18 protein-coding genes are annotated in these 25228 nt (G+C 47.5%); 10 read left to right on the forward strand and 8 right to left on the reverse strand.

Features of this window, described 5'->3' with window-relative positions:
* Positions 1 to 12 precede the first annotated feature (12 nt).
* The 3 genes from pstA to pstS form a co-directional block, all read right to left on the reverse strand.
* The gene (gene pstA / locus NKU06_RS05590) at positions 13 to 885 is read right to left on the reverse strand and encodes a phosphate ABC transporter permease PstA (protein ID WP_253224371.1); all 873 of its coding nucleotides are present in this window, start codon (positions 883 to 885) and stop codon (positions 13 to 15) included.
* A gap of 37 nt (positions 886 to 922) precedes the next feature.
* The gene (pstC, locus tag NKU06_RS05595) at positions 923 to 1885 is read right to left on the reverse strand and encodes a phosphate ABC transporter permease subunit PstC (protein WP_254729339.1); all 963 of its coding nucleotides are present in this window, start codon (positions 1883 to 1885) and stop codon (positions 923 to 925) included.
* 200 nt (positions 1886 to 2085) lie between these two features.
* A complete protein-coding gene (pstS, locus tag NKU06_RS05600; protein WP_254729341.1) occupies positions 2086 to 3225 on the reverse strand; it encodes a phosphate ABC transporter substrate-binding protein PstS in 1140 nt (379 codons plus the stop codon).
* A gap of 308 nt (positions 3226 to 3533) precedes the next feature.
* Between pstS and NKU06_RS05605 the strand changes: the two genes are divergently transcribed.
* From NKU06_RS05605 to NKU06_RS05625, 5 genes are all read left to right on the forward strand, one after another.
* Positions 3534 to 4352, forward strand: a complete 819-nt coding sequence (locus NKU06_RS05605) for a M48 family metallopeptidase (RefSeq protein WP_253224368.1) — start codon at positions 3534 to 3536, stop codon at positions 4350 to 4352.
* A gap of 38 nt (positions 4353 to 4390) precedes the next feature.
* The gene (locus NKU06_RS05610; protein ID WP_254729343.1) at positions 4391 to 4711 is read left to right on the forward strand and encodes a BolA family transcriptional regulator; all 321 of its coding nucleotides are present in this window, start codon (positions 4391 to 4393) and stop codon (positions 4709 to 4711) included.
* A 90-nt stretch (positions 4712 to 4801) separates the two neighbouring features.
* Positions 4802 to 5197 (forward strand): hypothetical protein, encoded by a 396-nt coding sequence (locus tag NKU06_RS05615; protein WP_254729345.1) that lies wholly within the window; start codon positions 4802 to 4804, stop codon positions 5195 to 5197.
* A 168-nt stretch (positions 5198 to 5365) separates the two neighbouring features.
* Positions 5366 to 7063 (forward strand): SulP family inorganic anion transporter, encoded by a 1698-nt coding sequence (locus NKU06_RS05620; protein WP_254729347.1) that lies wholly within the window; start codon positions 5366 to 5368, stop codon positions 7061 to 7063.
* Positions 7064 to 7185: 122 nt separating this feature from the next.
* Positions 7186 to 7518 (forward strand): beta-lactamase hydrolase domain-containing protein, encoded by a 333-nt coding sequence (locus NKU06_RS05625; RefSeq protein WP_253224364.1) that lies wholly within the window; start codon positions 7186 to 7188, stop codon positions 7516 to 7518.
* A 98-nt stretch (positions 7519 to 7616) separates the two neighbouring features.
* Here the strand turns inward: NKU06_RS05625 and NKU06_RS05630 are convergent, their stop codons facing one another.
* Positions 7617 to 8345 (reverse strand): RluA family pseudouridine synthase, encoded by a 729-nt coding sequence (locus tag NKU06_RS05630; protein WP_254729349.1) that lies wholly within the window; start codon positions 8343 to 8345, stop codon positions 7617 to 7619.
* A gap of 172 nt (positions 8346 to 8517) precedes the next feature.
* On the opposite strand from NKU06_RS05630, the gene trxA reads away from it, so the two are divergent.
* Complete coding sequence (trxA, locus tag NKU06_RS05635) at positions 8518 to 8838, forward strand: thioredoxin (RefSeq protein ID WP_078317257.1); 321 nt, start codon at positions 8518 to 8520, stop codon at positions 8836 to 8838.
* A 102-nt stretch (positions 8839 to 8940) separates the two neighbouring features.
* Here the strand turns inward: trxA and NKU06_RS05640 are convergent, their stop codons facing one another.
* Positions 8941 to 9840, reverse strand: a complete 900-nt coding sequence (locus tag NKU06_RS05640; RefSeq protein WP_253224362.1) for a hydrogen peroxide-inducible genes activator — start codon at positions 9838 to 9840, stop codon at positions 8941 to 8943.
* 203 nt (positions 9841 to 10043) lie between these two features.
* Between NKU06_RS05640 and ahpC the strand changes: the two genes are divergently transcribed.
* On the forward strand, positions 10044 to 10610 hold the full coding sequence (ahpC, locus tag NKU06_RS05645; protein ID WP_253224361.1) for an alkyl hydroperoxide reductase subunit C: 567 nt from the start codon (positions 10044 to 10046) through the stop codon (positions 10608 to 10610).
* 278 nt (positions 10611 to 10888) lie between these two features.
* Here ahpC and NKU06_RS05650 read toward each other — a convergent pair whose 3' ends face one another.
* Entirely contained in the window at positions 10889 to 11665 is a 777-nt protein-coding gene (locus NKU06_RS05650; RefSeq protein ID WP_254729351.1) for a 3'-5' exonuclease, read from the reverse strand.
* Positions 11666 to 11671: 6 nt separating this feature from the next.
* Positions 11672 to 12595: a cysteine synthase CysM gene (gene cysM / locus NKU06_RS05655; protein ID WP_254729353.1), complete on the reverse strand. Its 924-nt coding sequence runs from the start codon at positions 12593 to 12595 to the stop codon at positions 11672 to 11674.
* Positions 12596 to 13293: 698 nt separating this feature from the next.
* Here cysM and NKU06_RS05660 point away from each other — a divergent pair.
* A complete protein-coding gene (locus NKU06_RS05660) occupies positions 13294 to 19509 on the forward strand; it encodes an ESPR-type extended signal peptide-containing protein (protein WP_254729355.1) in 6216 nt (2071 codons plus the stop codon).
* 154 nt (positions 19510 to 19663) lie between these two features.
* On the forward strand, positions 19664 to 20569 hold the full coding sequence (locus NKU06_RS05665; RefSeq protein ID WP_254729357.1) for an OmpA family protein: 906 nt from the start codon (positions 19664 to 19666) through the stop codon (positions 20567 to 20569).
* Between the two features lie 89 nt (positions 20570 to 20658).
* On the opposite strand, the gene NKU06_RS05670 is transcribed toward NKU06_RS05665, so the two are convergent.
* On the reverse strand, positions 20659 to 22122 hold the full coding sequence (locus NKU06_RS05670) for an NAD-dependent succinate-semialdehyde dehydrogenase (RefSeq protein WP_254729359.1): 1464 nt from the start codon (positions 22120 to 22122) through the stop codon (positions 20659 to 20661).
* A gap of 174 nt (positions 22123 to 22296) precedes the next feature.
* Between NKU06_RS05670 and NKU06_RS05675 the strand changes: the two genes are divergently transcribed.
* Complete coding sequence (locus NKU06_RS05675; protein WP_254729361.1) at positions 22297 to 25215, forward strand: ATP-binding protein; 2919 nt, start codon at positions 22297 to 22299, stop codon at positions 25213 to 25215.
* Positions 25216 to 25228 lie beyond the last annotated feature (13 nt).

Here is a 25228-nt window from a genome sequence, read left to right on the forward strand (position 1 = left end):
TAAGCAAATTTATCATTTCTCGGCGCGTGCTGAGATGATGCGCGCGATGACATTGAGCGTCAGTACCGCAAAGGTGATCAGTAGTGCCGCTGCCCACGCTAGGGCGTGCCAGTTGTCATACGGACTCATGGCGAATTGGTAAATGGTATTTGGCAAGTTACCGATGGCTTGCGACATATCGGTGCTGAAATATTGGTTGTTCAAGGCGGTGAACAATAATGGCGCGGTTTCGCCTGCAATGCGAGCAAAGGCAAGTAGCACACCTGTGATGATGCCTGCTTGCGCTGATTTTAGGGTGACTTTACCGATGAGTTTGTATTTTGGTGCGCCCAAGGCATAGCCTGCTTCGCGCAAGTGGTTCGGGATCAGCATCAGCATATTTTCGGTGGTGCGAATGACCACAGGAATGACGATGATCGCAAGTGCGACAACGCCTGCCCAACCCGAAAAGCCGCGACCATGCACCATCAAGGCAAACACGAACAAACCAATGACAATTGATGGTGCAGATAGTAGAACATCGGTCATAAATCGTGTTGAGCGAGATAACCAGCTTTTTTGGTCGATCTCAGCCAAATACACGCCTGTCAAAATACCAATCGGTGTACCGATCAGCAAACCAAAAAACGACAGCAATGCTGAGCCGACGATGGCATTACGCAGACCGCCGTCTGTCATCGGTGCAGGCGTGTCCATGGTGAAAATCGGCATCGACATCATGCCTGATAAGCCATGACCAAATAAAGTGATCAAAATCCACACCAACCAAAACAAACCAAAGATGACAGACAAGATGGTCGCGGTCATGGCAATGCGGTTCGTGGCTTTGCGGCGTTGGTACTTCGGCAGATGAATGCGGCTTGTGATGGCAGTGCTTTGCGTCATGGGTTTTTCCATTGTTTTAAAATTTTTAGATTTACAATTATTTACCAGCGTTTTTATCAAGTTTCATCAGCATCAGTTTCGATAGGCTTAGCACAATAAAGCTGATGACAAACAGGATCAAACCTAAGTGCAGGAGCGATGATAAGTGCAGCTCACTGGATGCTTCGGCAAATTCATTGGCAAGTGCTGATGTGATCGAGACGCCTGATGTGAATAGGCTTGCATTGATATTAAAGGCATTACCAATCAAGAAAGTCACCGCCATCGTCTCACCGAGCGCACGACCTAAGCCTAAGATCAGACCGCCGACGACGCCAGCTTTGGTATAAGGCAGCACGACTTTGGTCATCACTTCCCAAGTGGTCGCACCCATGCCGTAGGCAGATTCTTTGAGCATATTTGGCACGACCAAAAATACATCGCGCATGGTCGCGGTGATAAAAGGAATGATCATGATGGCAAGTACAAGACCTGCGGTAAATAGACCGATACCAATCGGTGCGCCGACGAACATCTGACCGATGATCGGTAGGCGAGCAAGATTCTCAATCAGCCATGGTTGCACCGTTTCACCAAACCACGGCGCGAACACGAACAAGCCCCACATACCATAGATGATCGATGGAATGCCTGCCAATAGCTCAATGGCGATGCCAAGCGGCCGTTTTAAAAAAGTTGGGCATAATTCGGTCAAAAATACCGCAATCCCAAAGCTGACTGGTACAGCGATCACCACAGCGATGATTGATGTGACAAGCGTACCGTAAATCGGTGCCAGCGCACCAAATTCACCCGCCACAGGGTCCCAGTTGCTGCTGGTGTAGAAATTTAGCCCAAATGCCTGAATGCTCGGCAGTGCACCAATGACCAAAGACAGCATGATGCCGCCTAAGGTCAATAGCACAAGTAAAGCTGATAGGCGTGTGGACCACACAAAGGCGGTGTCTAGGCGTTTTTGGCGGTTTAATTTGGCACTGAGTGTGGGATTTTGACTGATCATGACACTTTTTCCAAAATTATTAATCTGTATTTATTGATCTGTGTATTATGACTAATGTATAACAACGACGGATTTGTCTGACGATCGCATTGTGGTTATAAATTAGTGATAAAATTTGATGATAAAAATTATCGAAATCTTGATGGGGCAAATCGTTCATGGTGCGATGCCATGAACGATTACCACAGATCAGTGCAGAATTACTGCGCTTGATAGACGGCGTTGCCGCTGCCATCTTTGATGTCTGCCCAGCTTTCGCGGAAAGTCGCTACCGCTTTGTCGCTAAATGGTACATAATCAAGATCGATGGCTGATTGGTCACCGTTGGCATACGCCCAGTCAAAGAATTTCAGTACGCCTGCGACTTGTTCAGGGTTTTGTGGGTTTTTGTGTACTAGGATGAAGGTCGCTGCAGCGATTGGCCATGCGCCTGCGGTTGCTGAGTTGGTCAAGACTTGGTTAAAGCCATTGTCTTTGGTCCACTCGATGTCACCGGCAGCGGCGAAGCTATCTGCTGATGGCTGAACAAATTCACCGGCGGCATTTTTAAGTGAGACATGCGCCATACCATTTTGTTTGGCGTAGGCATATTCGACATAGCCGATCGAGTTTTTGATACGACCAACATAGCTTGCCACGCCTTCGTTGCCTTTACCGGCGGCACCTGTTGATGTGGTTGGCCATTTGATTGATTTATCCACACCCACAGTGCTTTGCCAATCTGATGATACTTTGGCAAGATAATCGGTGAAGTTAAAGGTCGTGCCTGAACCATCTGAGCGGAACACGGTGGTGATTTTGTCGCTTGGCAGGTTCAAATCTGGGTTTAGTGCTTTGATCGCAGCATCATCCCAAGTGGTGATTTTGCCAAGATAGATATTTGCCAAAGTCTCACCGTCAAGCTTTAGTGCGCCTGCTTCGATGCCGTCAATGTTCACCACAGGAACAACACCACCGATGACGGTTGGGAACTGGATTAGGTCTTCTTTGTTCAGCTCATCAATACTAAGCGGTGCGTCTGATGCGCCAAAATCGACGGTCTTGGCGATGATTTGCTTGATGCCGCCTGATGAGCCGATTGATTGGTAATTGACCTGACCGCCATTGGCAGCTTTAAAGTCAGCCGACCATTTGGCATAAATTGGCTGTGGAAAAGAAGCACCAGCGCCTGTGATGTTGATGCCGACTTGCTCCATGCTAGCAGCGGCATTATCAGCAGTGCTGGTGGTGGTTGTGGCGGTGTCTGCAGCGGCTGCTTGCTTCTCGGCAGGTTTGCTACAAGCGGCAAGTGCAGTGACCGTCGCCATGCTGATGATTAGGGTTTTTAGTGACAATTTCATTGGGTTTTCCTTATTGAAAAGTGAAAAATAAAACATCTAACAGTGCTTTTGTATGGCTGTCATTTTAGGTATTCTTGATGACAGTTTGATGATAAAATGATGACAATTTGATGAATATTGTGTGACAGTTTGATGACATAGCATATCAAATCGCCGTGATGACGCGTCATGGTGCGTAATGCGTGTTATGAAACTGTCCAGTTTGGTTTGTGAAATTGTAGCTTTTTGTGTTGATGGGCTAGGCGAAAGCACAAGCTTTGGTTATAATCGTCATCAATTGATGATTTTAATAAAAAAAGGAGATAGGTATGCGCACACTAAAAAAACACATGATCGCAACGGCACTGATCGCCACCAGTGCCACAGCAGTCGTGGGCTGCAGTAGCTCGACACAGTCAGGGGTGGTCGGTGCTGATCGTAAGCAGCTGTTATTGGTATCGAGCGATCAGATCATGCAAGCGACCAGTCAGATGTATGCTGAGACCATCAGCGAAGCTCGCCAAAAAGGCACGCTCGATGTCGATGCTGCCCAAGTGCGCCGCCTAAAAAATATCTCCAATCGTCTGATTCCACAGACGAGCATCTATCGTCCTGATGCGGTGAATTGGCGTTGGCAAGTGCATTCGATTAAGTCAAATGAAGTCAATGCCTATGTCATGCCAGGTGGTAAGATCGTATTTTATAGTGGCATCATCGATAAGCTGAACCTGACCGATGATGAGATCGCAGCGATCATGGGGCATGAGATGGCGCACGCATTGCGCGAGCATTCGCGTGAGAAGATGAGTCGTCAGATGGCGACCACAGGTGTGCTTGGCATTGCTGCCAGTGCTTTAGGATTATCAAGTGGTCAGCAGCAGCTAGTGGGTTTGGCGCAGCAGCTTGGTTTGGATTTGCCACATTCGCGCACCCAAGAAGCTGAAGCGGATAAGATTGGTCTTGAGCTGATGGCGCGCGCAGGCTATAACCCAAATGCCGCTGTGACTTTATGGCAAAAAATGAACGCTGCCAACCAAAGTGCGCCGCCGCAGTTTTTGAGCACGCACCCAAGCAGTGGCACGCGTATCAAGAATATGCAAGCGCTGATTCCGACAGTCATGCCGCTGTACCAAGCCGCCAAGCGTTAATAAGCGTTAAGCAGTTATCAGCCAATAAGGATAATACCATGACAACGACCGCTGACGCACTACAGCACGCATTACAAGCACTTGCACCGACGCATATCAGCCTAGAGAACGAAAGCCATATGCACGCAGGCTATTTTGAAGGTAAAGAAAGCCATTTTAAGCTGACCATCGTCAGTGATGCATTCACAGGCTTAAGATTGGCAGCACGCCACCAAAAGGTCTATGCCATCGCCAATCCATTTTTGATGACAAATGGCGGTACGGTGCACGCGCTTGCGATCCATGCTTATGCGCCTGATGAGTGGGCGAATATGAGTGCCGTACCTGACAGTCCGCTGTGTGCGTCGCGTCGTACTTGAAGTTGAGAATTTTAGGTCATTGACCATCAGTTGGCTTGATGTGTGTCAAGCTGTTTTCCTTGAGTGTTATCCCTTATTGTAAGGATTGTTATGAAAGCATTAATTTTCGGTGCAGCCGCTGCTGCTGTGGTACTGACAGGCTGTGCATCTACTGGCAAAGTCGCACCACAATACATCAACCCAAACACTTACCAAAGCTATGATTGCCAAAGTCTGCAATCAGAAGTCAGCCGTATTACCAAGCTTGTGGAACAAACCCAAAACCAACAAGTGGGCTTGTCAGCATCAGGCATCGGCATCGGTCTGACCGGTGGTCGTCATGGCATCTACCCAAGCATCAGCCTAGGCATGGGTGCAGGCAGTGGTCAGCGCGCCGCTAAGCAAAACACCTTGTCACGCCTATATGGCGAGCATGACGCGATGGTTGTTTCTGCACGCCAAAAAGGCTGTGCATTCGCCCAAGGCATGAAAATCTACGGCGAATAATCGTAGTTATCCTTAAAAAAAGCTTGCACACGCGTTGCAGGCTTTTTTATTGGTTGATTTTCAAGAAAAAGACAAACTCAAGCATACAGATGGGCAAAACATTGCAAATTGGCACATTTTTACTCATAATACCAGTTTGGTAAAAATAACAACAACGGAAAAACAACCATGCAATGGCGCAGCTTGATACCGACTTGGGCTTTTGATGCAATGGGCGATGTACGCCTAGCGATGAGCGAAGTGCAAGCAGGCGTGATGATGGCGATATTGGTCATTCCGCAGAGCTTAGGTTATGCTGCATTGGCGGGCTTACCGCCGATCATGGGGCTATATACCGCCATCGTGCCTGTGATGGTCTATGCGTGGATCAACTCAAGCAGCACATCATCGGTTGGACCTGTAGCGATCACCGCGATCATGACCGCAGGTGCGCTGTCGAACTATGCTGGTGGCAGCTTGCAGTACATTCAGCTGGCGGTGACACTGGCGTGTATGGTCGGGATGATTTTGTGCCTAAGTAGTATCATGCGCCTAGGCTGGATTATGCAGTTTGTCAGTCGTGGGGTATCGGCAGGCTTTATCAGTGGGGCGGCGGTGCTGATTATGTTTAGTCAGGTCAAGCATTTGCTTGGTATTCCACTTGTTGGTGATAATCTGATGACCTTGATTGCCACTGGCATGACCAACACCAAGCCTGTGCATACAGCGACCATCATCGTAGGATTGGGCGCATTATTGCTATTGATTATCAGCCGCTATGGTAGCCGTATTGTGTGGGGATGGCTGCCTGCTAAGTATCAAGGTTTTGCCAATCGATTTTTTGTCATCGTGCTGGTCGCAGCATCGATTTGGCTCAGTCATCATTGGGGGCTTGGCGCACAAGGGGTGAATGTCCTAAGCGATCTGCCGACAGGGCTGCCCAGTCTTACCCTGCCTGCTTTATCCATCTCAACTTTACTTGAGTTGTTACCATCGGCACTTTTGATCGCACTGGTGGCGTTCATCTCAAGCTCGACCATTGCAAGTCAGCAAGCGCGCCTTCGAAAACAGCCGTATAGTGACAACAAAGAGCTGCTCGGGCTTGGGCTTGCCAATGTCGCAAGCGGCTTGTTCGGTGGTTTTGCTGTGGCAAGTGGCATCTCGCGCACGGGGCTAAATCTGTCTGTCGGCTCAAAATCTCAGCTGTCATCGATGGTCTGCGCCTTTGGCGTGCTGCTGATTGTGCTGTTTTTGGGGCAGATGCTCGTTGGCTTGCCCTATGTGATCTTAGCAGCGATCATCACAAGCTCGGTGATCTCGATGATGGATATTGAGACGCTCAAGCAAGCATGGCGACTTGATAAGATTGACGCGCTGTGTTTTATCATCACTTTTATCATCTGTATCGTCTCTGGGCTGAATATGGGCTTGGTGGCAGGTCTGCTTGCCAGTTTTGCCTTGATGGTGTATCGCACGCACAAGGTGCATATCGCCACGCTTGGGCGCGTCGGTGACAGTGAGCATTTTCGCAATATCGAGCGGCATCAGGTGACGACTTTTGATGGCGTGCTGCTTTTGCGTATTGATGAGAGCTTGTATTTTGGTAATGCTAAGACAGTGCATGATGATTTATTAAAGCTCATCGAATCACCTGATGTGCGCGATGTGGTGCTGGTGATGACCGCGGTCAATCACATTGATTTATCCGCCCAAGAGATGCTAGAAGATCTTAACCAAGAATGCCGACAGCAAGACAAATGCCTGCACTTAGCCGAAGTCAAAGGTCCTGTGATGGATGTCTTGGCAGGTAGTCCTGTGATGCAGTCGCTGTCAGGGCAGGTGTTTTTGAGTGTCAATTTGGCGGTACAGGCGCTTAAACGGTCATAAGCTTATGCCAAATCACCATTGCAAAGCGTGATGGATTTCGCTAATATATTCAAAAATTGCAAATCATCAAGACTATAAAGTCATTTTTGGAATATATAATTGCGAAATTCAGTGAGTGTATTATGAACCATCAAGCCATCACCTTATACAAGCAAATCCATCCTGCGCAGTGCCAAACCCTTGCCAATCTTGGCTTTCAAAGCCTGATCAATCTGCGTTTTGATGATGAGATCGATCATCAGCCAAGCAGCCAAACCATCGAGCGCAGTGCCAAGCAAGCAGGCATTCGCTATGCGCATCTGCCGATTGATGGCAGCGCGTGCGTGGACAAAAAAGTGGTGCATGAATTTGCCAAGCTGGTCAGCGAGCTGCCTAAGCCTGTGATGGTATTTTGCGGTACAGGTGCGCGCGCCAAACGCTTGTATCAATGCGCGCTGATTTCTGGATTGATTTGATGATTATTTAATATTAATAATAAAAATATTTATAAAATAAAAATTTGGGTGCGTTATACGCACCTTTATTATGCAGGTTTTGAGATTTTTAGTTTAAATCAAAACGGCACATTGCTTTCCCATTCCATCCATACGCCATGTCTAGGGTGCTTGAGTCGCAGCTTATGCGCGTGCAGATTCAGCCGCGGTGACAGCTCAAGCGCAGTGTCTTCAGCATAAATCGGATCACCGATCATCACATGACCGATATGCACCATATGCACGCGCAGCTGATGACTTCTGCCGGTGATTGGCTTTAGCGCCACGCGCGTGACAGGGTGCGCCTTGCCCGATGTATCGCGGCGCAGCTCATGGTGCAGGACTTCATAATGCGTCAGCGCGCGCTTTGACCAGTCGTGATCGACGATATGACGCGGCTTGGTGCTTGGCTCGTAGCGCACAGGCACATCGATGATGCCTTTTTTGTCATCGTGCTGGATTGTGCCCATCACCACGGCTTGATATTCTTTTTGGGGCAGGCGATCGATGAACTGTTTGCTGATGTGCGTTTGTGCATCACTGTGCTTAGCAAAAATAATCAAACCTGAAGTATCCATATCCAGCCGATGAATGAGCTTGACTTCAGGATTGACGCGCAGCAGGCGAGACTGTAAGCTGACCTTGAGCAGGCGACCATCGACGCTCAATAGACCCGCAGGCTTATCCAGCACCCAGATGTCATCATCTTCATAGATGGTGATCGATTTGGCAAAATCTTGAAAAAATTCAATGGCTTGGGTGTCTTCAAGCGCATTCATCTGAGCAATGGCGTCGTCGGTTAAGGTCATAATCTGTTCAATCAATCGGTGTCTTTGATAAAATCAATCACCAAGGCTATGCCATTGGCGATAAAGCCTGTTATTATAGCATGACTTGTGGTGAATCAGCCCTTGAAATTTCGCCGCATATCCTTATCTAATGAACATTCCGTTCATTCATACAGTTAAAAGGTAGAACATTATGTCAATCGTAAATGCAACTGATGCCAGCTTTGATGCTGAAGTACTAGGCTCTGATGAAGTGGTTTTGGTAGATTTTTGGGCAACTTGGTGTGGTCCATGCCGCCAAATCGCGCCAATCCTAGAAGAGCTTGCCGATGATTATGCGGGCAAAGTCAAAATCGTCAAAGTCGATGTCGATGCCAACCCAGAATCAGCAGCGCGCTTTGGTATCCGCAGCATCCCGACGCTATTTGTCTTCAAAGGTGGTGAGCGTGTGGAAGCAGTCGTTGGCGGCCGTCCAAAGTCAGAATTTGCGGCATTGCTGGATAAGCATCTGTAATTATTGATAATTTAATTTATTAATAATTTAAAATAAAAATCACCCAAAGTATCAGCAATGGGTGATTTTTTTAAGCGGTTTAGGCAGCTTATTTGCCAAAAATCACTGCTCAGTCTGTGCCAATGCTCGCCCAAAAATCTCGCTCAACAGCTTAACATCATTGACGCGCGCATAGTTTAGGCGGGTGATAAAGGCAAGTCTGCGGTGCGGGCCTTGTTCGGCTAGGGCGACGGCGCGCACTTTGTTGGTTGCGCTGATTTGATCCAGTGCCATCTTCGGCACAAGCGTCGTGCCCATGCCAGCAAGGCTCATTTGAATCAGTGTGTTTAGGCTGGCATCTGAAAAGCCAGATTTAATCTCATTTTTATTCAGCGAACACACCGACAGCACTTGATCGGTCAGGCAGTGCCCTTCGCCAAGCAGTAATAAATTGGTCTTGGACAAATCATCGCTGTGAATCTTACCAAGCTCGATGTGTGCATCACCTTCGGGCAAGATCGCAAAAAAATCTTCCGCCCAAAACTCAAACGCGTGCAAGCCTTCTAGCGGATAAGGCAGCGCGATGATTGCCGTGTCGATGTGTCCATAGCGCACTTGATCGATCAGGCGTTCGGTTTGTTTTTCGACCACGGACAGCTCAAAGCTTGGGTACTGTTCGCGTAGGGCAGGCAGTACCTTTGGCAGCAGATAAGGCGCGATGGTCGGGATGATGCCGATGGTCATCGGATAGGCAAGCGGAATCTGATGGCTGTGCGCACGCGTGGTCAGATCGCTGATTTCGCTGAACACGCGTTGGGCGCGCTCAAGCAGCTCTTCGCCGATCGGCGTGATCAGCACTTGCTTGTTATTGCGCTCAAAAATCTGTGTATCCAGCTGCTTTTCTAGCTCGGCGATACCAAGGCTTAGGGCGGATTGGGAGATGTTGCACTCTTCAGCAGCGCGTTTAAAGTGGCGATGCTTGGCGACAGCTAGGGCAAATTCCAGTTGGCGTAGCGTAATCATGGCGATCCTTATGATTGATAATTTTATCCCGCTATTTTACCCAAGTTTGATAAAATAAAACAATAGAATTGAAAGTTTTAACTGTTGAAATTATGTTTTTTTGTTGTATTATAGGGGGTGAGCTAAGGAAAAAGAGGCGGTGCTTGCATTGTTTGGTTTTTCTTAGTTGTTTGTAAATTTAATCAACATAAAAGGATGTCATCATGGCAGCTATCATCAATCAACACATTCCTGAGTTCTCAACTCAAGCCTATGTAAATGGCGAATTCAAAACCATCTCTACTGCTGATGTAAAAGGCAAGTGGGCAATCTTCCTATTCTACCCACACGATTTCACTTTCGTATGCCCAACTGAGCTAGAAGACATGGCTGCTCACTACGACGAGCTAAAAGGCCTAGGCGTAGAAGTATATGCAGTATCTACTGACACTCACTTCGTACACAAAGCATGGCATGACGCTTCTCCAGCGATCTCAAAAGTACAATACCCAATGCTAGGTGACGGTACTGGCGAAATCACTCGTGGCTTCAACATCATGATCGAAGGTCAGCACGCAGCACTACGCGGTACTTTCCTAGTGGATCCAGACGGTCTAATCAAAGTAGCAGAAATCCACGACCTAGGCATCGGCCGTAGCGCAAAAGACATGGTTCGTAAAGTAAAAGCAGCACAATATGTCCGTGAAAACGACGGCGAAGTCTGCCCAGCAGCTTGGGAAGCAGGTCAAGAAACCTTGAAGCCAAGCCTAGACCTAGTTGGTAAAATCTAATAACCTTCCCCAATTGGTTTTTGTGTCGCCAAGTTTGCTCGAAGTATTTCATATACATCATCGCTCACTTGGCTTAGCAAAAATCTCAACTGGTATTGGCTAATTTGCCGATAAAAATTCACGCATTGCGTTGATTTTTTATAATCCCTGACTTTGTAAGTTGGGGATTTTGTGTGTTAATTTTGGATAAAAAAATAAGCCCATCATCGACGGGCTTGTTGTTCGTAAGCGTAGGACATACGGGCAGGCTGTGCATGGTGATTGCAACAAACCGTTACTCACCGCACCCACGCATCCAAGAAATTCTGGTGGCGATTCCTGCCGTCACTATCACTCAGACTCTCCACAAAGCCATAAGTGGCATCGATCAGCCCATCAGCGGCAGGCGTGTCCATTTTGCCAGTCAATATCAGCCATCTAAGGTAAATCAGCCAAGTGTTCAGTACATCTGATTCGCAATAGGTGGTAAGCTTTTGCCAGTCGCCTGCTTGCACCATTGGTACGACTTGTGAGCCATCGATATCACCTTTGCCAGCGAACCCGCATAAGCTTGCGATGGTGTCGAGCTTTTGGCGTTGATAGCCGTTATACAAAGACATCTTATCCATCAAATCAATGTGCATCTCACCATAGCGATACAGATAATCAGGCTTGACGGCAGGATTGAACAGGGCAGGGGCGGACAGCTTGTGATGCATGGCTCGGTACATGATGACAGGAATGTCAAAGCCTGCACCGTTCCAGCTGACTAAGGTGGGTTTTTTGTCAAAGGCACGCAAAAAAGTCGCCAAAATCTGATCTTCGCTCATCGTCTCAAGTGATAGCGATTTGAGACGAAAACTCACCCCATCAAACCACAAAAACGACAGGCACGCCACCTTATGCAAGGGCAGACGCATAAAATCCGTGCCTGCTTCAGCCTGACGCAGTGCGGTCAAGGCAGACAGTGCATCGGCATCATCCAAGTCCTTGAGTGTCGGATACAGACGGCGACCCGTCTCAACATCAGGGATGGTCTCAATGTCAAAGACCAGTATCGGTGATTGGCTATTCATATCGGCTTACTCTGACTCTGATGGCGCATCGACGACACCAAACAGTCCTGTGGATAGATAGCGATCACCACGGTCGCACACGATAAAGGCAATCACGGCATCAGGATTATCTTTGGCGATCTGATGTGCTGCCCATGCCGCACCGCCTGATGATACACCGCAGAAGATGCCTTCTTCGCGAGCCAGCTTACGCATATAGCGTTCGGCATCAGCTTGGCTGACATCCATGATGGTATCGACCAATGACGCATCAAAAATCCCTGGCAGGTACTCAGCAGGCCAACGGCGAATCCCTGCGATGCTTGAAGCGTCATCTGGCTGTAGTCCGATGACTTGGATGGTGGGGTTTTGTTCTTTGAGATATTGGCTCACGCCCATGATGGTGCCTGTGGTGCCCATGCTGCTGACAAAGTGTGTAATCTTGCCATCAGTCTGCTCCCACAGCTCAGGGCCTGTGGTTAGGTAGTGGGCTTGCTTGTTGTCAGCGTTGTTAAACTGATCGAGCACGATACCCTTGCCTTCAGCTTGCATCTGTAGTGCCAGATCTCGTGCTGCTTCCATACCGTCAGCGACTTCGATCAGTGTCGCGCCATAGGCGGTCATTGCATCTTTACGCTCTTGGGTGGAGTTGGCAGGCATCAGTAGAGTCATCTGATAGCCACGCATGGCAGCGACCATTGCTAGAGCAATGCCTGTATTGCCACTGGTGGCTTCGATGAGTGTATCGCCTGGTTTGATATCGCCACGCTGCTCGGCTTGATAGATCATATTAAAGGCAGGACGATCTTTGACTGAGCCTGCTGGGTTGTTGCCTTCTAGTTTGGCGAGCAGTGTCGCACCTGTATTCTTGCCAAGTGTGGATAGCTTGACCAGTGGTGTATTGCCCACGCAGTCAGATAGCGTGGTGGTATGATGGATAAAGTCTGTCATGGGTTTTTCCTGTCGATATAATGGCAGATTATAGCATATTCATGGTAGAAAAAGGCAGATTGTCTTAATAGTCATCACCCAAAAGCGTATCAGCATAAAAACGGTCGTATTGTCATACGGATGTCATATTCTCATATTTTGATACATTATTTTTTGTAGATTTTGATTGATATTCCCAATGATTGTATTTGATAAAATATATTACGCAGATTACGTATTATTTCACCAAAAAATCCCCACCCATCATCTCACCGCCTAATCTTGCTTATATTCATCAAAACTTGCTAAAAATCAACCATTTGTAAGAGATCATATGTGCTAGATAGCATGTCAGTTACACAGATACAGCATAATTTATTAAGTTTGAATGAGTGAATTTTAATCAAATCTCATCAGTGAAACAGGCTTAGATTAAGTTGATTTTATGTAAATTATGTAATTATGTGTAAAATTTTCAAGGCTAAAAGTTGTCCAAAAATTGTACATATATTTTATAACTAATTGAAATATAACATTATTATCAAATTTTTAACAGAAATGTTATGTCGTACCAATTTTGTAATTTCCGCAGGGGGGGGGTGTGGTAATAATAAATTGTAATGCTATAATGAAGACATTACACTAGCGATATTTTAAGCCATGCTATCGTTAGTTTGGGACGCTTGGGGGTTACACGGTAGTAAGCATATTAAGCTGATATGTCACTATCATCACCGAGCAGTAATATCACCTTTATTGATAGAAGTGAATTTATGAACAAAGCTTTTAAAGTCATTTGGAACCATGCCACGCAAAGTTGGACAGCAGTTTCAGAAATCGCCCGTGCCAAGGGTAAAACCAAGTCAGTGAAGACTGCCAAGACAGCAGTTGCGGTTGCAGTTACAGCTGGTTCTGCAATGATGAGTAGTCAGGCTATGGCAGCAGCGGCAGCAAATACCCCTATTTCTATTTCAGGAAATGATATTTATATTGCAACTGATGCAGATGGAAATACAGCATTTGGTAAAAATGCTTATGCAACTAACCCAGCTAATACAGATGCTACATTATCATTAGCAATTGGTGCAAATGCTAATGCATCAGGTAATGCAACTACTGCAGTTGGTCAAAGCTCTCTAGCAACAGGTGACTGGTCAATGGCTATTGGTATCGGTGCTACAGCAACAGGTAGCAATGATATTGCAATCGGCGAAGGTGCGAAAACTTCAGCAAGATATGCAGTTGCGATTGGTAAAGGGGCAAATGCAACAGGTGGTTCAGCACTTGCTATGGGTTATGAATCAACTGCAAATAACTCATTAGCTATCGCTTTAGGTGACAGAAGCTTAGCAACAGGATATGGTTCTTATGCAGGTAGCGCGGGATCTAAAGCATTGAAAGATTATGCAGTTGCTATCGGGGCGTCGGCTGAAGCCAATGCGACTGAGGGTTCTGTCGCGGTCGGTTGGAGCGCAGGGGTAGCTGATGGGGCAACTTCAGGTCTTGCGCTTGGTGGTGCAGCTAAAGTTAATGGCGTGCGTGGTGTTGCTATTGGTCGTAGCGTTCATGCCAACGGTACTTACTCAGTAGCTGTTGGTACGGGAACGGCTGTGAGAGGTGATGGATCTAGTACTGTTGGTTATTCTAACGTAGTTGGTTCTACATCAAGCGATGTTTCTGCATTTGGTAGCAAGAACCTTATTGGTGCAACGGCAACGTTTGCAAGTAATGGTATAACTCAGAGTGCATCTATCGCTGATACAGCTGCAGTAACCAACTCAAAAGTTGTGGGTAACAACAACTACATCAGCTCGTCAAACACCTATGTATTAGGTAGTGGCGTAGGTGTGAAAGATGACGGCACTTCGTTTATGGATACTGTCGAAAACTCGGTTTACCTTGGTAACGACAGCACAATCACATCAAGCACTGCGACAATTGATGCAACAACTGCAGGTACAGTGAAAAACCTAAATACTAATGGCGATGCTGGTGCAACGAGTACAGCAGGTTCAAAAGGTACTGTAACAGAAGCAAATGTATCGGGTCTTGTTTATGGTGATTTTGCAGGCGCAACATCAGTAGGTGCTGTTTCAGTTGGTGCATCAGGTAGCGAACGCCGTATTGTAAACATGGCAGCAGGCGAAATTTCTGCAACTTCTACCGATGCGATCAATGGTTCACAGTTATATGCGGTAGCTGATAAATTAGGCGGTCAAGTCTTTAATTCAACTTATTTCCATGTAAATAATGCAAGTGCGAGTCAGGGCGCAGGTGATTTTGCAACCAACTTGGGTAATATCACCGATAAAGCAGGCGCAAGAGGTCAGTATTCTGTCACTGCTGGTGTGGAAGCACGTGCATTGGCGGATTATGGTATCGCAATTGGTAAAAATGCGAACTCAACAGGCTCAGCGGTTGTTATTGGTGTAAATGCTTCTGCGACAGGTCTATCTGATGATCCAAACACACCAAACCCAGAAGATGTTCAGAAAGGCGCAGGCGGTGCAGTTGCTATCGGTGAAAAAGCAATGGTAGAAGCACCAACAGGCTCTGCTCCAGCCTCAATCGCTATTGGTAGCGAAGCCCATGCAAAAGGGGCACATGTTAGCAATCTTACCACTCGTACAGGCGAAAAGATTGCAGTCGGTACAGCAACGGTAATTGGTGCCAATGCTAAAGCAATCGATGCGGGTGTTGCGATTGGTCAAGCGGCGGATGCAGGTTTGGCACAATATGCTACTGCGGTGGGTGTGGATGCTCGTGCATTGGGTGACCGCTCAACAGCGATAGGTTTTGCATCACGAGCTACTCTCAATCAAACAACTGCGGTTGGTGTAGATTCGAAAGCATCATCGATTTATGCATCAGCATTTGGTTATAACTCAACTGCATCAAACCAGGGTGCATCAGCTTTGGGTGTTAACACGATAGCGTCTGGCAACCGCGCGACAGCAGTAGGTTTCCAGGCTAAAGCAACGGGTGATTTTGGTGCGGCTTTAGGTGCTCAAGCACAAGCAGCTTATTTGGCTACTGCTTCTGGTACAGGTGCTGAAGCAACAGCTGAAGGTGCAACTGCAAATGGTTATCGTGCAGTGGCATCTGGTATTAACTCTCTTGCAGTAGCACGTAGTGCTAAAGCTACTGAAACCAATGCAACAGCACTTGGCCGTTTGGCTGTCGCTTCACACGCAGATGCAGTGGCTCTAGGTAGTGGCTCAATCACTCGTGCAGCCACTTCTGAAAATACAGCAACAGTAAATGGCGTGACTTATGGCGGCTTTGCTGGTAATGCACCGAAATCAGTTGTATCTTTCGGTAAAGCAGGTGAAGAGCGTCAATTAGTAAATGTCGCTGCAGGTAATATTTCTGCTACTTCTACTGATGCAATCAACGGCTCACAATTGTATCTAGTGACAAAAGGTACATTGGATCAATTCCCAGTGATCTATACCGATGTTGATGGTAATAAACTGGTCAAAGCACCGGATGGTAATTTCTACCCAGAAGATACTGTATTGATCGATGGTAAATACTACCCAAAAGGTACAACGCCAGAGCAAGTTGCAGACGGCACAGTGACGCCAGCGACCCCAGTCGATGCAGGTGATGTGATTGCTTCGATGAATGATGGTGATAATGTTGCAGATTCACCAAAAACTTTGGCAAATGTTAAAGGCAACTTGACGCCGACTTATAATGTGGGCGACATGACAATCAATGTAACAACTGGAGTACCTAGTGATGTTGCATCAACGGAATACACCAAGTCACAAAAAGGTCCAAATGCGACCACAGCTGCTGCGATGTACAATAATGCAGCTACTGTCGGCGATATCCTAAATGCTGGTTGGAACCTGCAAGGTAAAGGTGAAGCGGTTGATTTCGTTAAGCCATATGACACAGTGAACTTCGAAAACGGTACAGGCACTACTGTAAACATCACTTCTGACGGTAATGTCAGCACCATCAAAGTAGATGTCGATACTTCAACCTTGGTCGGTAACATCACTTACAACACTAACGGTACAGTATCAAATGGTACAGCCGGCGGTGACAAACTAGCCAATGTCTCAACTGTAGTTGATGCGATTAACAAGTCTGGCTTCACGCTAAAATCATCTGCAGTAACAGGCGGTGAAAAAGATAAGGCTAGTACTGATCCTGAAGTCATCAATCCAGGTGATGTCGTTGAGATGATCGCTGGTAAGAACATGACCGTGAAGCAAGAAGCGAACGGTAAGATCACCTATGCGACAGCAGAGAATGTGTCATTCACCAATGTTACTGTCACTTCAAAACTACCAACTGATGATATTAAGGTCGGCGATGCAGGCAATAAGACAGAAACACAGATTCTAAATCTAACATCAGCGAATCCAGACTCTGTCGTCACCGCCAAAGATCTAGCGAACTACGGCTGGATCGTAGCGACGCCAAACAACAGCTATGATGCAGCAGTCAAGAGCCAAGATCAAGTAAACTTCATCGGTGATGGCGGTGTGGTCGTGAATGGTAAGACCAACGCAACAACTGGTGCGTATGATGTCGTTGTTAAGCTATCAGCAGCAGGTGCTGTCGAAATCGCAAACATGACTACCGCAAACGGCACAACTGAGCCAAGCGGTAAACTGGCTGTTGATGAGAACGAAACTGGTTTTGTTACTGCGGGCAATGTAGTCAATATCATCAACCAATCAGGTTGGAGAACCAACTCAACCACAGCAACGGTTACAGCTGAAGAAACCCTAGTCAATCCAGGCGATCAGGTGAACTTCGAAGCTGGTAACAATATGCAAGTTACTCAAGAGATCAATACGACTACAGGCGTGATTTCTTATACCTATGCAACCAAAGATGATCTTGTGCTGAATAGCACCACTGTGAATAGCACAACCATCGGCGGTTCTTATACGAATGAAGCAGGCGATGTTATCAAGACTAGCCCAATCACCATCATGACTACGCCTGAAGGTAAGAATGTGATCACTAACTTGACCACTGTCTTGCCACCAACCACAAGCTTCAACATCACTAATGATGCAGGCGAAGTAGTAACTGCACCAAACAAAGCAGCACCAATTACTGCACAAGAAGCACAGAATATTGCCAACACTTCAGGCAGTAATGCAGCGACTCTGGGTGATGTACTAAATGCAGGCTGGAATCTACAAGGTAATGGTGATCCAGTTGATTTCGTCAAGCCATACGACACAGTGAACTTCAAAAATGGCGAAGGTACGACAGCTGTCGTCAGCTCAGACGGCAATGTCAGCACCATCCAGTATAATGTGAATGTTGATGGCAAGACCACGCAAATCACTTATGCAGATGCTGATGGTATTACTGTGAAAAAAGTTGGTGATAAATTCTACAACCCAGCTGATCTAAATGCAGATGGTACACCAAAAGCTGATGCAAAACCGGTTGAAAATGTGGTAAGCCAAATCTCTGCTATTGGACCAAAAGTCAATGGCAGTGCAACAACAGGCAATATCAACTTTGCCAACAGCACTACAGCCAATATCAGCTACAACTCTACTACAGGTGATGTAAAAGTTGAAGTCGTCACAGGCGATACCACAGTAGAAAATGGCCAAGCCACTGTGAAAAAAGGTGATGAAGGCAAGATTGCAACTGTAGGTGATATCGTTGAGACGATTAACAATGTCTCTTGGAATGCCACCGCAGGTAAGGTCGCAGGCTCTACTGGTGAAGTAGAAGGTAATGCCGCCGCTGCTGTCAAAGCAGGTGATACTGTGACGCTAAATGCAGGCAATAACATCCGCATCGAGCAAAAAGGTCAGACCTTCAACATCTCAACGACTGACAATGTGTCGTTCAAGAACATGAATGTCACTGGCAACACGACGCTTGGCAATCTGACTGTTCAGCCAAATTCTACCGTGAATATGGGCGGCAATGTCATCACCAATGTCGGTGCAGGTAAGAAAGGTACTGACGCTGTCAATCTAAATCAGCTAAATGCTTCTGTGGCAGCAGCCAAGACTGAAGTAACTTCAACTGATAAGACTGTGACAGTGACCCAGAAATCAGGTACTAAAGGTCAAACCATCTATGATCTGTCTGTGAAAACTGATAGCACGACTATCAAGCCAAATGCAACCACAGGTGCGCTAGAAGTCGTGACAGGTAAGACGACTACCACGAAAGACGGCAAAGCAGGTCTTGATGGTGCGAATGCAACAGACATCGCTACGGTAGGTGATATCGTTAAGACGATTAACAATGTCTCTTGGAATGCCACCGCAGGTAAGGTCGCAGACACTAATGGTGAAGTAGATGGCAGTGCATCTACCGCTGTCAAAGCAGGTGATACTGTGACGCTAAATGCAGGCAATAACATCCGCATCGAGCAAAAGGGTAAGACCTTCAACATCTCAACGACTGAGAATGTGTCGTTTACAACTGCAAATGCGACAACAGTCAATGTCGGTGGCGATGCAGGTAATACAGCGCTAACTACAGTCGCAGGTGGCAACTATAACAGTGCAGGTCAGAAGATTGATGACACCGCTGTACCAGCTCTAAGCGTTGGCGGTAGCCAAATCACCAATGTCGCAAATGGTGCGATCAGCCCATCTTCGACAGATGCGATCAATGGTAGCCAGTTGTACAACATCCAAGCAAACAATGACAAGCGTTTCGGCGATGTGTACAACCGCATCGATGATCTAGACGATGGTCGTAAAGCAGGTGCCGCATCAGCGATGGCTGCAGCAGGTCTGCCACAAGCATACCGCGAAGGTCAATCAGGTGTCGTCGCTGCCATCGGTCAGTATGAAGGCGAATCAGCAGTTGCTGTTGGTTTCACTTCGATCTCTGACAATGGCAAATGGCTATTCCGTGGTGCGTACTCAACCAACACCCAAAATGAAAATGCGGGTAACTTAGGCTTGGGTTACTTCTGGTAATTATTTGTAATTACTTGTAATCACTTTGTATAATTGCAGAAATCTTACAGATATTTTCTTGAATATTTCTGCCAAATAATTGTATAATCGTATCAGGTCATCTTAGTCTTTTAGATGACTTGATGCCCAATCCTCCATTGTAAGGAATTTTTTTATGAAAACCATCTACAAAGCCCTAGCAGTCTCAGCACTAGCTGCTGCCATGACTGCTTGTGGTACTACTCCAACCAAAGTCACTGCTGAAGGTACAACTGATAACCCAGTATGGCCTCGTTGGGATTCTGTCACCTTTGACAAAAACCGTGGTACTTTCCCAAATCTTGCTAGCCTAAAAGAAGTCAAAGCTGGCATGACCAAAGACCAACTATACCAACTACTTGGCCGTCCACACTATGATGAAGTGTGGCGTCCACGTGAGTGGAACTATCTATTCCACTTCCACACCCCAGGTGTTGGTACTGATGATGTGACCACTTGCCAATTCAAAGTCCTATTTGACAAAGACAAGTTCACCCGTACCTTCTACTGGAATCCAGTAGATCCTGTGGATGGTGCTTGCCCACCAGCACAACCAGCGCCAGAAGTCATTGTAAAAGAAGTGCCTGCACCAGTTGCACCAGCACCAAAAGCACCAAGCCTACAACGCTACACGCTAAATGCTGACGCTCTGTTTGCTTTCGACAAGCACACTCTAAACGATATGCTACCAGGTGGTCGCCGTGACCTAGATGAGCTAGCAGCTCGTCTGAAGACTTTCGACCAACTAAACGGTCTGGTCGTTACTGGTCACACTGACCTACTAGGTACTGATGCGTACAACCAACGCCTATCACTAAACCGTGCTAAGACTGTGGTGAACTACCTAGTCAGCCAAGGCATCCCAGCGAACCTAATCCGTTCATACGGTGCAGGCGAAACTGAACAAATCAAAGCCTGTGATATGAAACTACCACGCCCACAACTGATCGAATGTCTACAGCCTAACCGCCGTGTGACTGTCGATGTTGATGGCTCAGGTATCCTAAATCCAGGTGAAACTGCACCAGTGATTCGCCCATAAGGCAATCACAAATGCAAACCCAAGACACATAGCGGTCTTAAAACAAAACCCCGAATCGATGATTTGGGGTTTTGTTTGTGTGGTGAATACTAACTAATATCCGCACACCAATATTTGGTGGTGATGTATTCTTCGATGCCGTATTTTGAGCCTTCACGCCCAAAGCCTGATTGCTTGACACCGCCAAAGGGGGCAACTTCGGTGGAGAGTAGCCCTGTGTTTTGGGCGACCATGCCGTATTCTAGACCTTCAGATACTCGCCATGAGCGACCCAAATCATTGGTATAAAAGTATGCCGCCAAGCCATAGATGGTATCGTTCGCCATAGTGATGACTTCTTCTTCGCTTGAGAAGGTGAATACAGGCGCAATTGGGCCAAAAATCTCTTCACGGTAGATGTCCATCTCAGGGGTGATATTGCTGATGATGGTTGGGTTGAAGGTTAATTTACTGGCATCATTTTTGTTGCCACCGGTGATGAGTGTTGCGCCTTTACCTAAGGCATCAGTTAAAAGATGTTCCACTTTTTGTAGGGCTTTATCATTAATGAGTGGCCCAACTTCCACGCCTGATGTCATGCCGTTACCGACTTTTAGGGCATCAACTTTTGCTTTAAAAATTTCTAAGAATTTATCTTTGATGCTGTCTTGGACATAGACACGGTTGGCACAGACGCAAGTTTGTCCTGCATTGCGGTATTTTGAGCCAATCAAACCAGTAGCAGCTTTTTCAAGGTCAGCATCTTCAAAGACGATGAATGGGGCATTACCGCCAAGCTCTAGCGAGAGTTTTTTGACGGTACTGGCACATTGCTCCATCAGTAGGCGACCGACAGCGGTCGAGCCTGTAAAGGATAGCTTATGAATGCGTTCGTCTTTGGTTAGCACACTGCCGATGGTTGGGGCATCACCTGTGACGATTTGCAGTACGCCTTTTGGCAGGCCTGCTTGTTCGGCAAGTACCATCATGGCGATGGCAGAAAATGGCGTTTGGCTATCTGGCTTGACAATCATAGTACAGCCAGCTGCGAGTGCAGGAGCGGCTTTACGAGTAATCATCGCCGCTGGGAAATTCCACGGGGTGATGGCAGCACAGACACCGACGGGCTGCTTTAGGATGGTGTAGCGTAAGGTAGGGTTGGTGGCTGCGATGACATCACCATAGACGCGCTTGCCTTCTTCGGCAAACCAGCGGATAAAGCTGTTGGCATACGCCACTTCACCACGAGCTTCGCTAAGCGGCTTGCCTTGCTCAAGCGTCATGATGACTGCTAAATCATCCATATTGGCATCAATCAAATCTGCCCATTTGTGCAAAATCTCGCCACGAGCCTTGGGGGTGAGCTTTGCCCATGCGTGTTGGGCGGTATCGGCAGCGGTAACCGCAGTACGCACTTCATCGGCAGATAAATCAGGCACACAGCCAAGATACGAGCCATCAAATGGATTAATGATGTCAACGGTTTTGCCACTTTGGGCGGTGATCCATGTGCCATCGATGTGGCAAGATTCACGGATAAGAGAGGGGTTGTTTAGGTGGTTGGCAAGTGTCATGGCACATTCCTTATTATAAAAAGTGGTCTTGCTAAGCATAAGCCGCTACAGGCATTATATCAAATCTATGTCACATCTTGGCAGAATAAAAGCTGTGATGCCACGATCAGTAAAATGATGCTTTTTTTACAAATTTTTGATATAGTGCTTACAAATAATCAATGTAGCGCGATTATGTCGATTGAGAAAAGTTATGGCGTCAAAAGCGCCTATGGACAGCTGATTTTATTGGTGTTTTTGCCGATTGTGGTGTTGGCGTTGGTGGGCTCGTATCTGGTGATGAGTGAGACTCGGCGCGCGATTTTGTCCGAGCAAGATGCCTTGGCGCAGGCGGCGTTGGTGCGCTATGAGCCGATCGTGCGTCCGCTATTGATGGATCTGGAAAAAGCACAAGCCCTGCTGAATCTACAGATCGAAGAGATGAACCAAAGCAGCACGCTCAGCACCATCGCACCGATACCAAGCCCCACGGTTGCGACCGAGCATTGGCTCAATCAACTACAGCAATCGCGCAGTCAGCATGTACTTAGGGTCGCAGTGATGGATGAAGTCGGGCGCGTGCTGATCACCACAGGGATGCAGTCGGACAGCTCGTGGGGTGTGTTCGATACGCACGCCAAGAAAATCATGCGCCATCCGACCGTCGTCGGCACAGCGTATGGCACGCCGATTATTTTTAATAATAAGCGCTACTGGCTGTTCGTGGATATGGACAAGCAGCCTTTGATCATCGCGTATTATCGTGTGGCACTGGCGCTTGCGACGACAGGGCTTTTAACGATTTTGCTGCTGCTGTTGATTTTGAATATCTATTCTAAGCGATGGATCGCGCCGATTTATGAGATGCGCCTGTATCTGCAACGACTCACCGCCGATCAATTATCCAAAAAACCCAAGCTTAAGACCAATGGCGAATTTGCGCTGCTGCTTGATGATTTTTCACGCGCGATCAAGCGACTTGACACCAGTTTTACTGAGCTAAAAACCCACGCCGAAGAGACCGAACGCGACTTGCAGCAGGCCTTTGATGAGATGGAAATGCAGAACATCTCTATTCGTAATGCGCGCGACGCCGCCGTATCAGCAAGCCAAGCCAAGACCGCGTTTCTTGCTAATATCAGCCATGAGCTGCGTACACCGCTGAACAGTATCGATGGTTTTATCAACTTACTTGCGCGCAAATCAGGTCTATCAAGTGAGCAGGATCTGTATGTGCAAACGATCAAAAAATCCAGCGCGCATTTATTGGCCTTGGTAAATGATGTATTGGATTTTTCGAAGATCGAAGCAGGCAAGCTTGAATTGGATCGCCATGATTTTGATCTGTATTCGGTGGTCTATGATGTCGTTGATATGCTGTCACCTGCCGCATTAGAAAAGCGGCTGCGCTTGGCGGTGCTGTTTTATCGTGATGTGCCGACGACGGTGGTCGGTGATAGCCTGCGTGTGAAGCAAATCTTAACCAATCTGGTGGGCAATGCCATCAAATTCACCGATATGGGCGGTGTGATCGTGCGTGTTGGGCTGTCTGAGAAAACAGGCTTGTTGCACATTTCGGTCGAAGATACGGGTAAGGGCATCAGCGAAAGTGATAAAGCGCAGCTGTTCCAAAGCTTTAGCCAAGGTGATCTGTCGGTCACGCGTCGTTATGGTGGCACGGGACTTGGCTTGGTGATCTCCAAGCAGCTGACGCTACTGATGGGTGGCTCGATTGGGTTTTTTGATAATCAAAGCGAAAACATCGCCAATGCAGGCGCGACCTTTTGGTTCGAGATGCCGACAGACATCGGTGGCACAGGTGATCAAGGTGATACGACCTTGTTATCTTGCGTGCCGACTTTGCCTGCGATGAATGTGCTTGTATGGATCAACCATGCGCCAGCACTGCAAGTCTTGCGCGCAAGCTTGGCAGAGACACCGGTGAATATCACTATTGCCATTGGTCTGGCTGACTTATTAGAACAACTTGATAAACAAGAAGTGCAGTTTGATTGGGTGTTGGTTGATTATTTCGGTCAAGATGCCGCCAAAGATGATGTCGGTGCGATTCTGCGTCAGATTCGCTTGCGTTATACAGGTAAGCTTGCTAGCTATGGTTATCAAGTCGGCATGGATGCAGATTTATTAGAAAAATATAAAACTCACGGGTTGTATGAGCCGATGGATGCGCGTCAGTTGTATGCATTATTTAGCAATCAAATCGATACCGCCATCAGCCAAAGCACTCGCCAAGCGCGCTTTGATGGCTGTCGTGTGCTCGCTGTCGATGATCATTTGCCAAATCTGCTGGTGCTCGATGCGCTACTTGGTGAGCTTGGCATCGAAGTGGTGACAGCAAGCAGCGGTTTTGATGCCATCGAAATGATGACCAACAGCATCACAGGTGCCAGCCCGCCGATTGATTTGGTGTTTATGGATGTGCAGATGCCGCGGATGTCAGGGCTTGAAGCGTCGATTCAGATTCGCAAGATCGAGCAGGCGCATCTGTCTGAACCTGTGCCGATCGTGGCTTTGACCGCGCATGGACTGTCCGATGAGAAAGACCGCTTGGTCTCAGCGGGACTCAATGACTATGTCGGCAAGCCCATCGGGCAGGTGCAACTGGTGCAGACTTTGCAAAAATGGCTGTCGCGTCATACCAGTGAAATCGACGATCTGGACGATGCTGCAGATATTTTTGGTGCAATGCCCCAAGAACCGATCGTCGCCCAAGATACACCGCCAAGTCATGCGCTGGCGGATGTCGATTGGGCAGATGCGTTGGCGCGTTCGGCGAATAAGCCTGAGCTTGCGATGAAGCTATTGGGTATGCTCATCGACAGCGCCGATAGCGAAAAACAAGCCCTAGAGCGCGCATGGGCGGATCGCGAGCGTGATAAATTGGCACAAATCAGCCATCGCATGGTCGGTGCGTCGCGCTATTCGGGCGTACCACGACTGCGTGCGGCGGCAGAAGCCTTTGAAAGTAAATGCCGCGCTGATGTCGATGCGGTCAGTGCAAGTCAGTTCATCGCCATGCGCCCAGAATACCGCGCGCTCATCGATGCGCTCGATGCCCTGCAAGCGGTGGATTTGCAGGCGATCGATCAGTAACTTTGGCTTAAAA

Source organism: Moraxella sp. FZLJ2109 (assembly GCF_024296965.1).
Classification (GTDB): Bacteria; Pseudomonadota; Gammaproteobacteria; order Pseudomonadales; family Moraxellaceae; genus Moraxella.

Bases quoted from the DNA above. Each gene is read 5' to 3' on its own strand.
- pstA (WP_253224371.1), bottom strand. From the start codon at position 885: ATGACGCAAAGCACTGCCATCACAAGCCGCATTCATCTGCCGAAGTAC.
- pstC (WP_254729339.1), bottom strand. From the start codon at position 1,885: ATGATCAGTCAAAATCCCACACTCAGTGCCAAATTAAACCGCCAAAAA.
- pstS (WP_254729341.1), bottom strand. From the start codon at position 3,225: ATGAAATTGTCACTAAAAACCCTAATCATCAGCATGGCGACGGTCACT.
- NKU06_RS05605 (WP_253224368.1), top strand. From the start codon at position 3,534: ATGCGCACACTAAAAAAACACATGATCGCAACGGCACTGATCGCCACC.
- NKU06_RS05610 (WP_254729343.1), top strand. From the start codon at position 4,391: ATGACAACGACCGCTGACGCACTACAGCACGCATTACAAGCACTTGCA.
- NKU06_RS05615 (WP_254729345.1), top strand. From the start codon at position 4,802: ATGAAAGCATTAATTTTCGGTGCAGCCGCTGCTGCTGTGGTACTGACA.
- NKU06_RS05620 (WP_254729347.1), top strand. From the start codon at position 5,366: ATGCAATGGCGCAGCTTGATACCGACTTGGGCTTTTGATGCAATGGGC.
- NKU06_RS05625 (WP_253224364.1), top strand. From the start codon at position 7,186: ATGAACCATCAAGCCATCACCTTATACAAGCAAATCCATCCTGCGCAG.
- NKU06_RS05630 (WP_254729349.1), bottom strand. From the start codon at position 8,345: ATGACCTTAACCGACGACGCCATTGCTCAGATGAATGCGCTTGAAGAC.
- trxA (WP_078317257.1), top strand. From the start codon at position 8,518: ATGTCAATCGTAAATGCAACTGATGCCAGCTTTGATGCTGAAGTACTA.
- NKU06_RS05640 (WP_253224362.1), bottom strand. From the start codon at position 9,840: ATGATTACGCTACGCCAACTGGAATTTGCCCTAGCTGTCGCCAAGCAT.
- ahpC (WP_253224361.1), top strand. From the start codon at position 10,044: ATGGCAGCTATCATCAATCAACACATTCCTGAGTTCTCAACTCAAGCC.
- NKU06_RS05650 (WP_254729351.1), bottom strand. From the start codon at position 11,665: ATGAATAGCCAATCACCGATACTGGTCTTTGACATTGAGACCATCCCT.
- cysM (WP_254729353.1), bottom strand. From the start codon at position 12,595: ATGACAGACTTTATCCATCATACCACCACGCTATCTGACTGCGTGGGC.
- NKU06_RS05660 (WP_254729355.1), top strand. From the start codon at position 13,294: ATGTCACTATCATCACCGAGCAGTAATATCACCTTTATTGATAGAAGT.
- NKU06_RS05665 (WP_254729357.1), top strand. From the start codon at position 19,664: ATGAAAACCATCTACAAAGCCCTAGCAGTCTCAGCACTAGCTGCTGCC.
- NKU06_RS05670 (WP_254729359.1), bottom strand. From the start codon at position 22,122: ATGACACTTGCCAACCACCTAAACAACCCCTCTCTTATCCGTGAATCT.
- NKU06_RS05675 (WP_254729361.1), top strand. From the start codon at position 22,297: ATGTCGATTGAGAAAAGTTATGGCGTCAAAAGCGCCTATGGACAGCTG.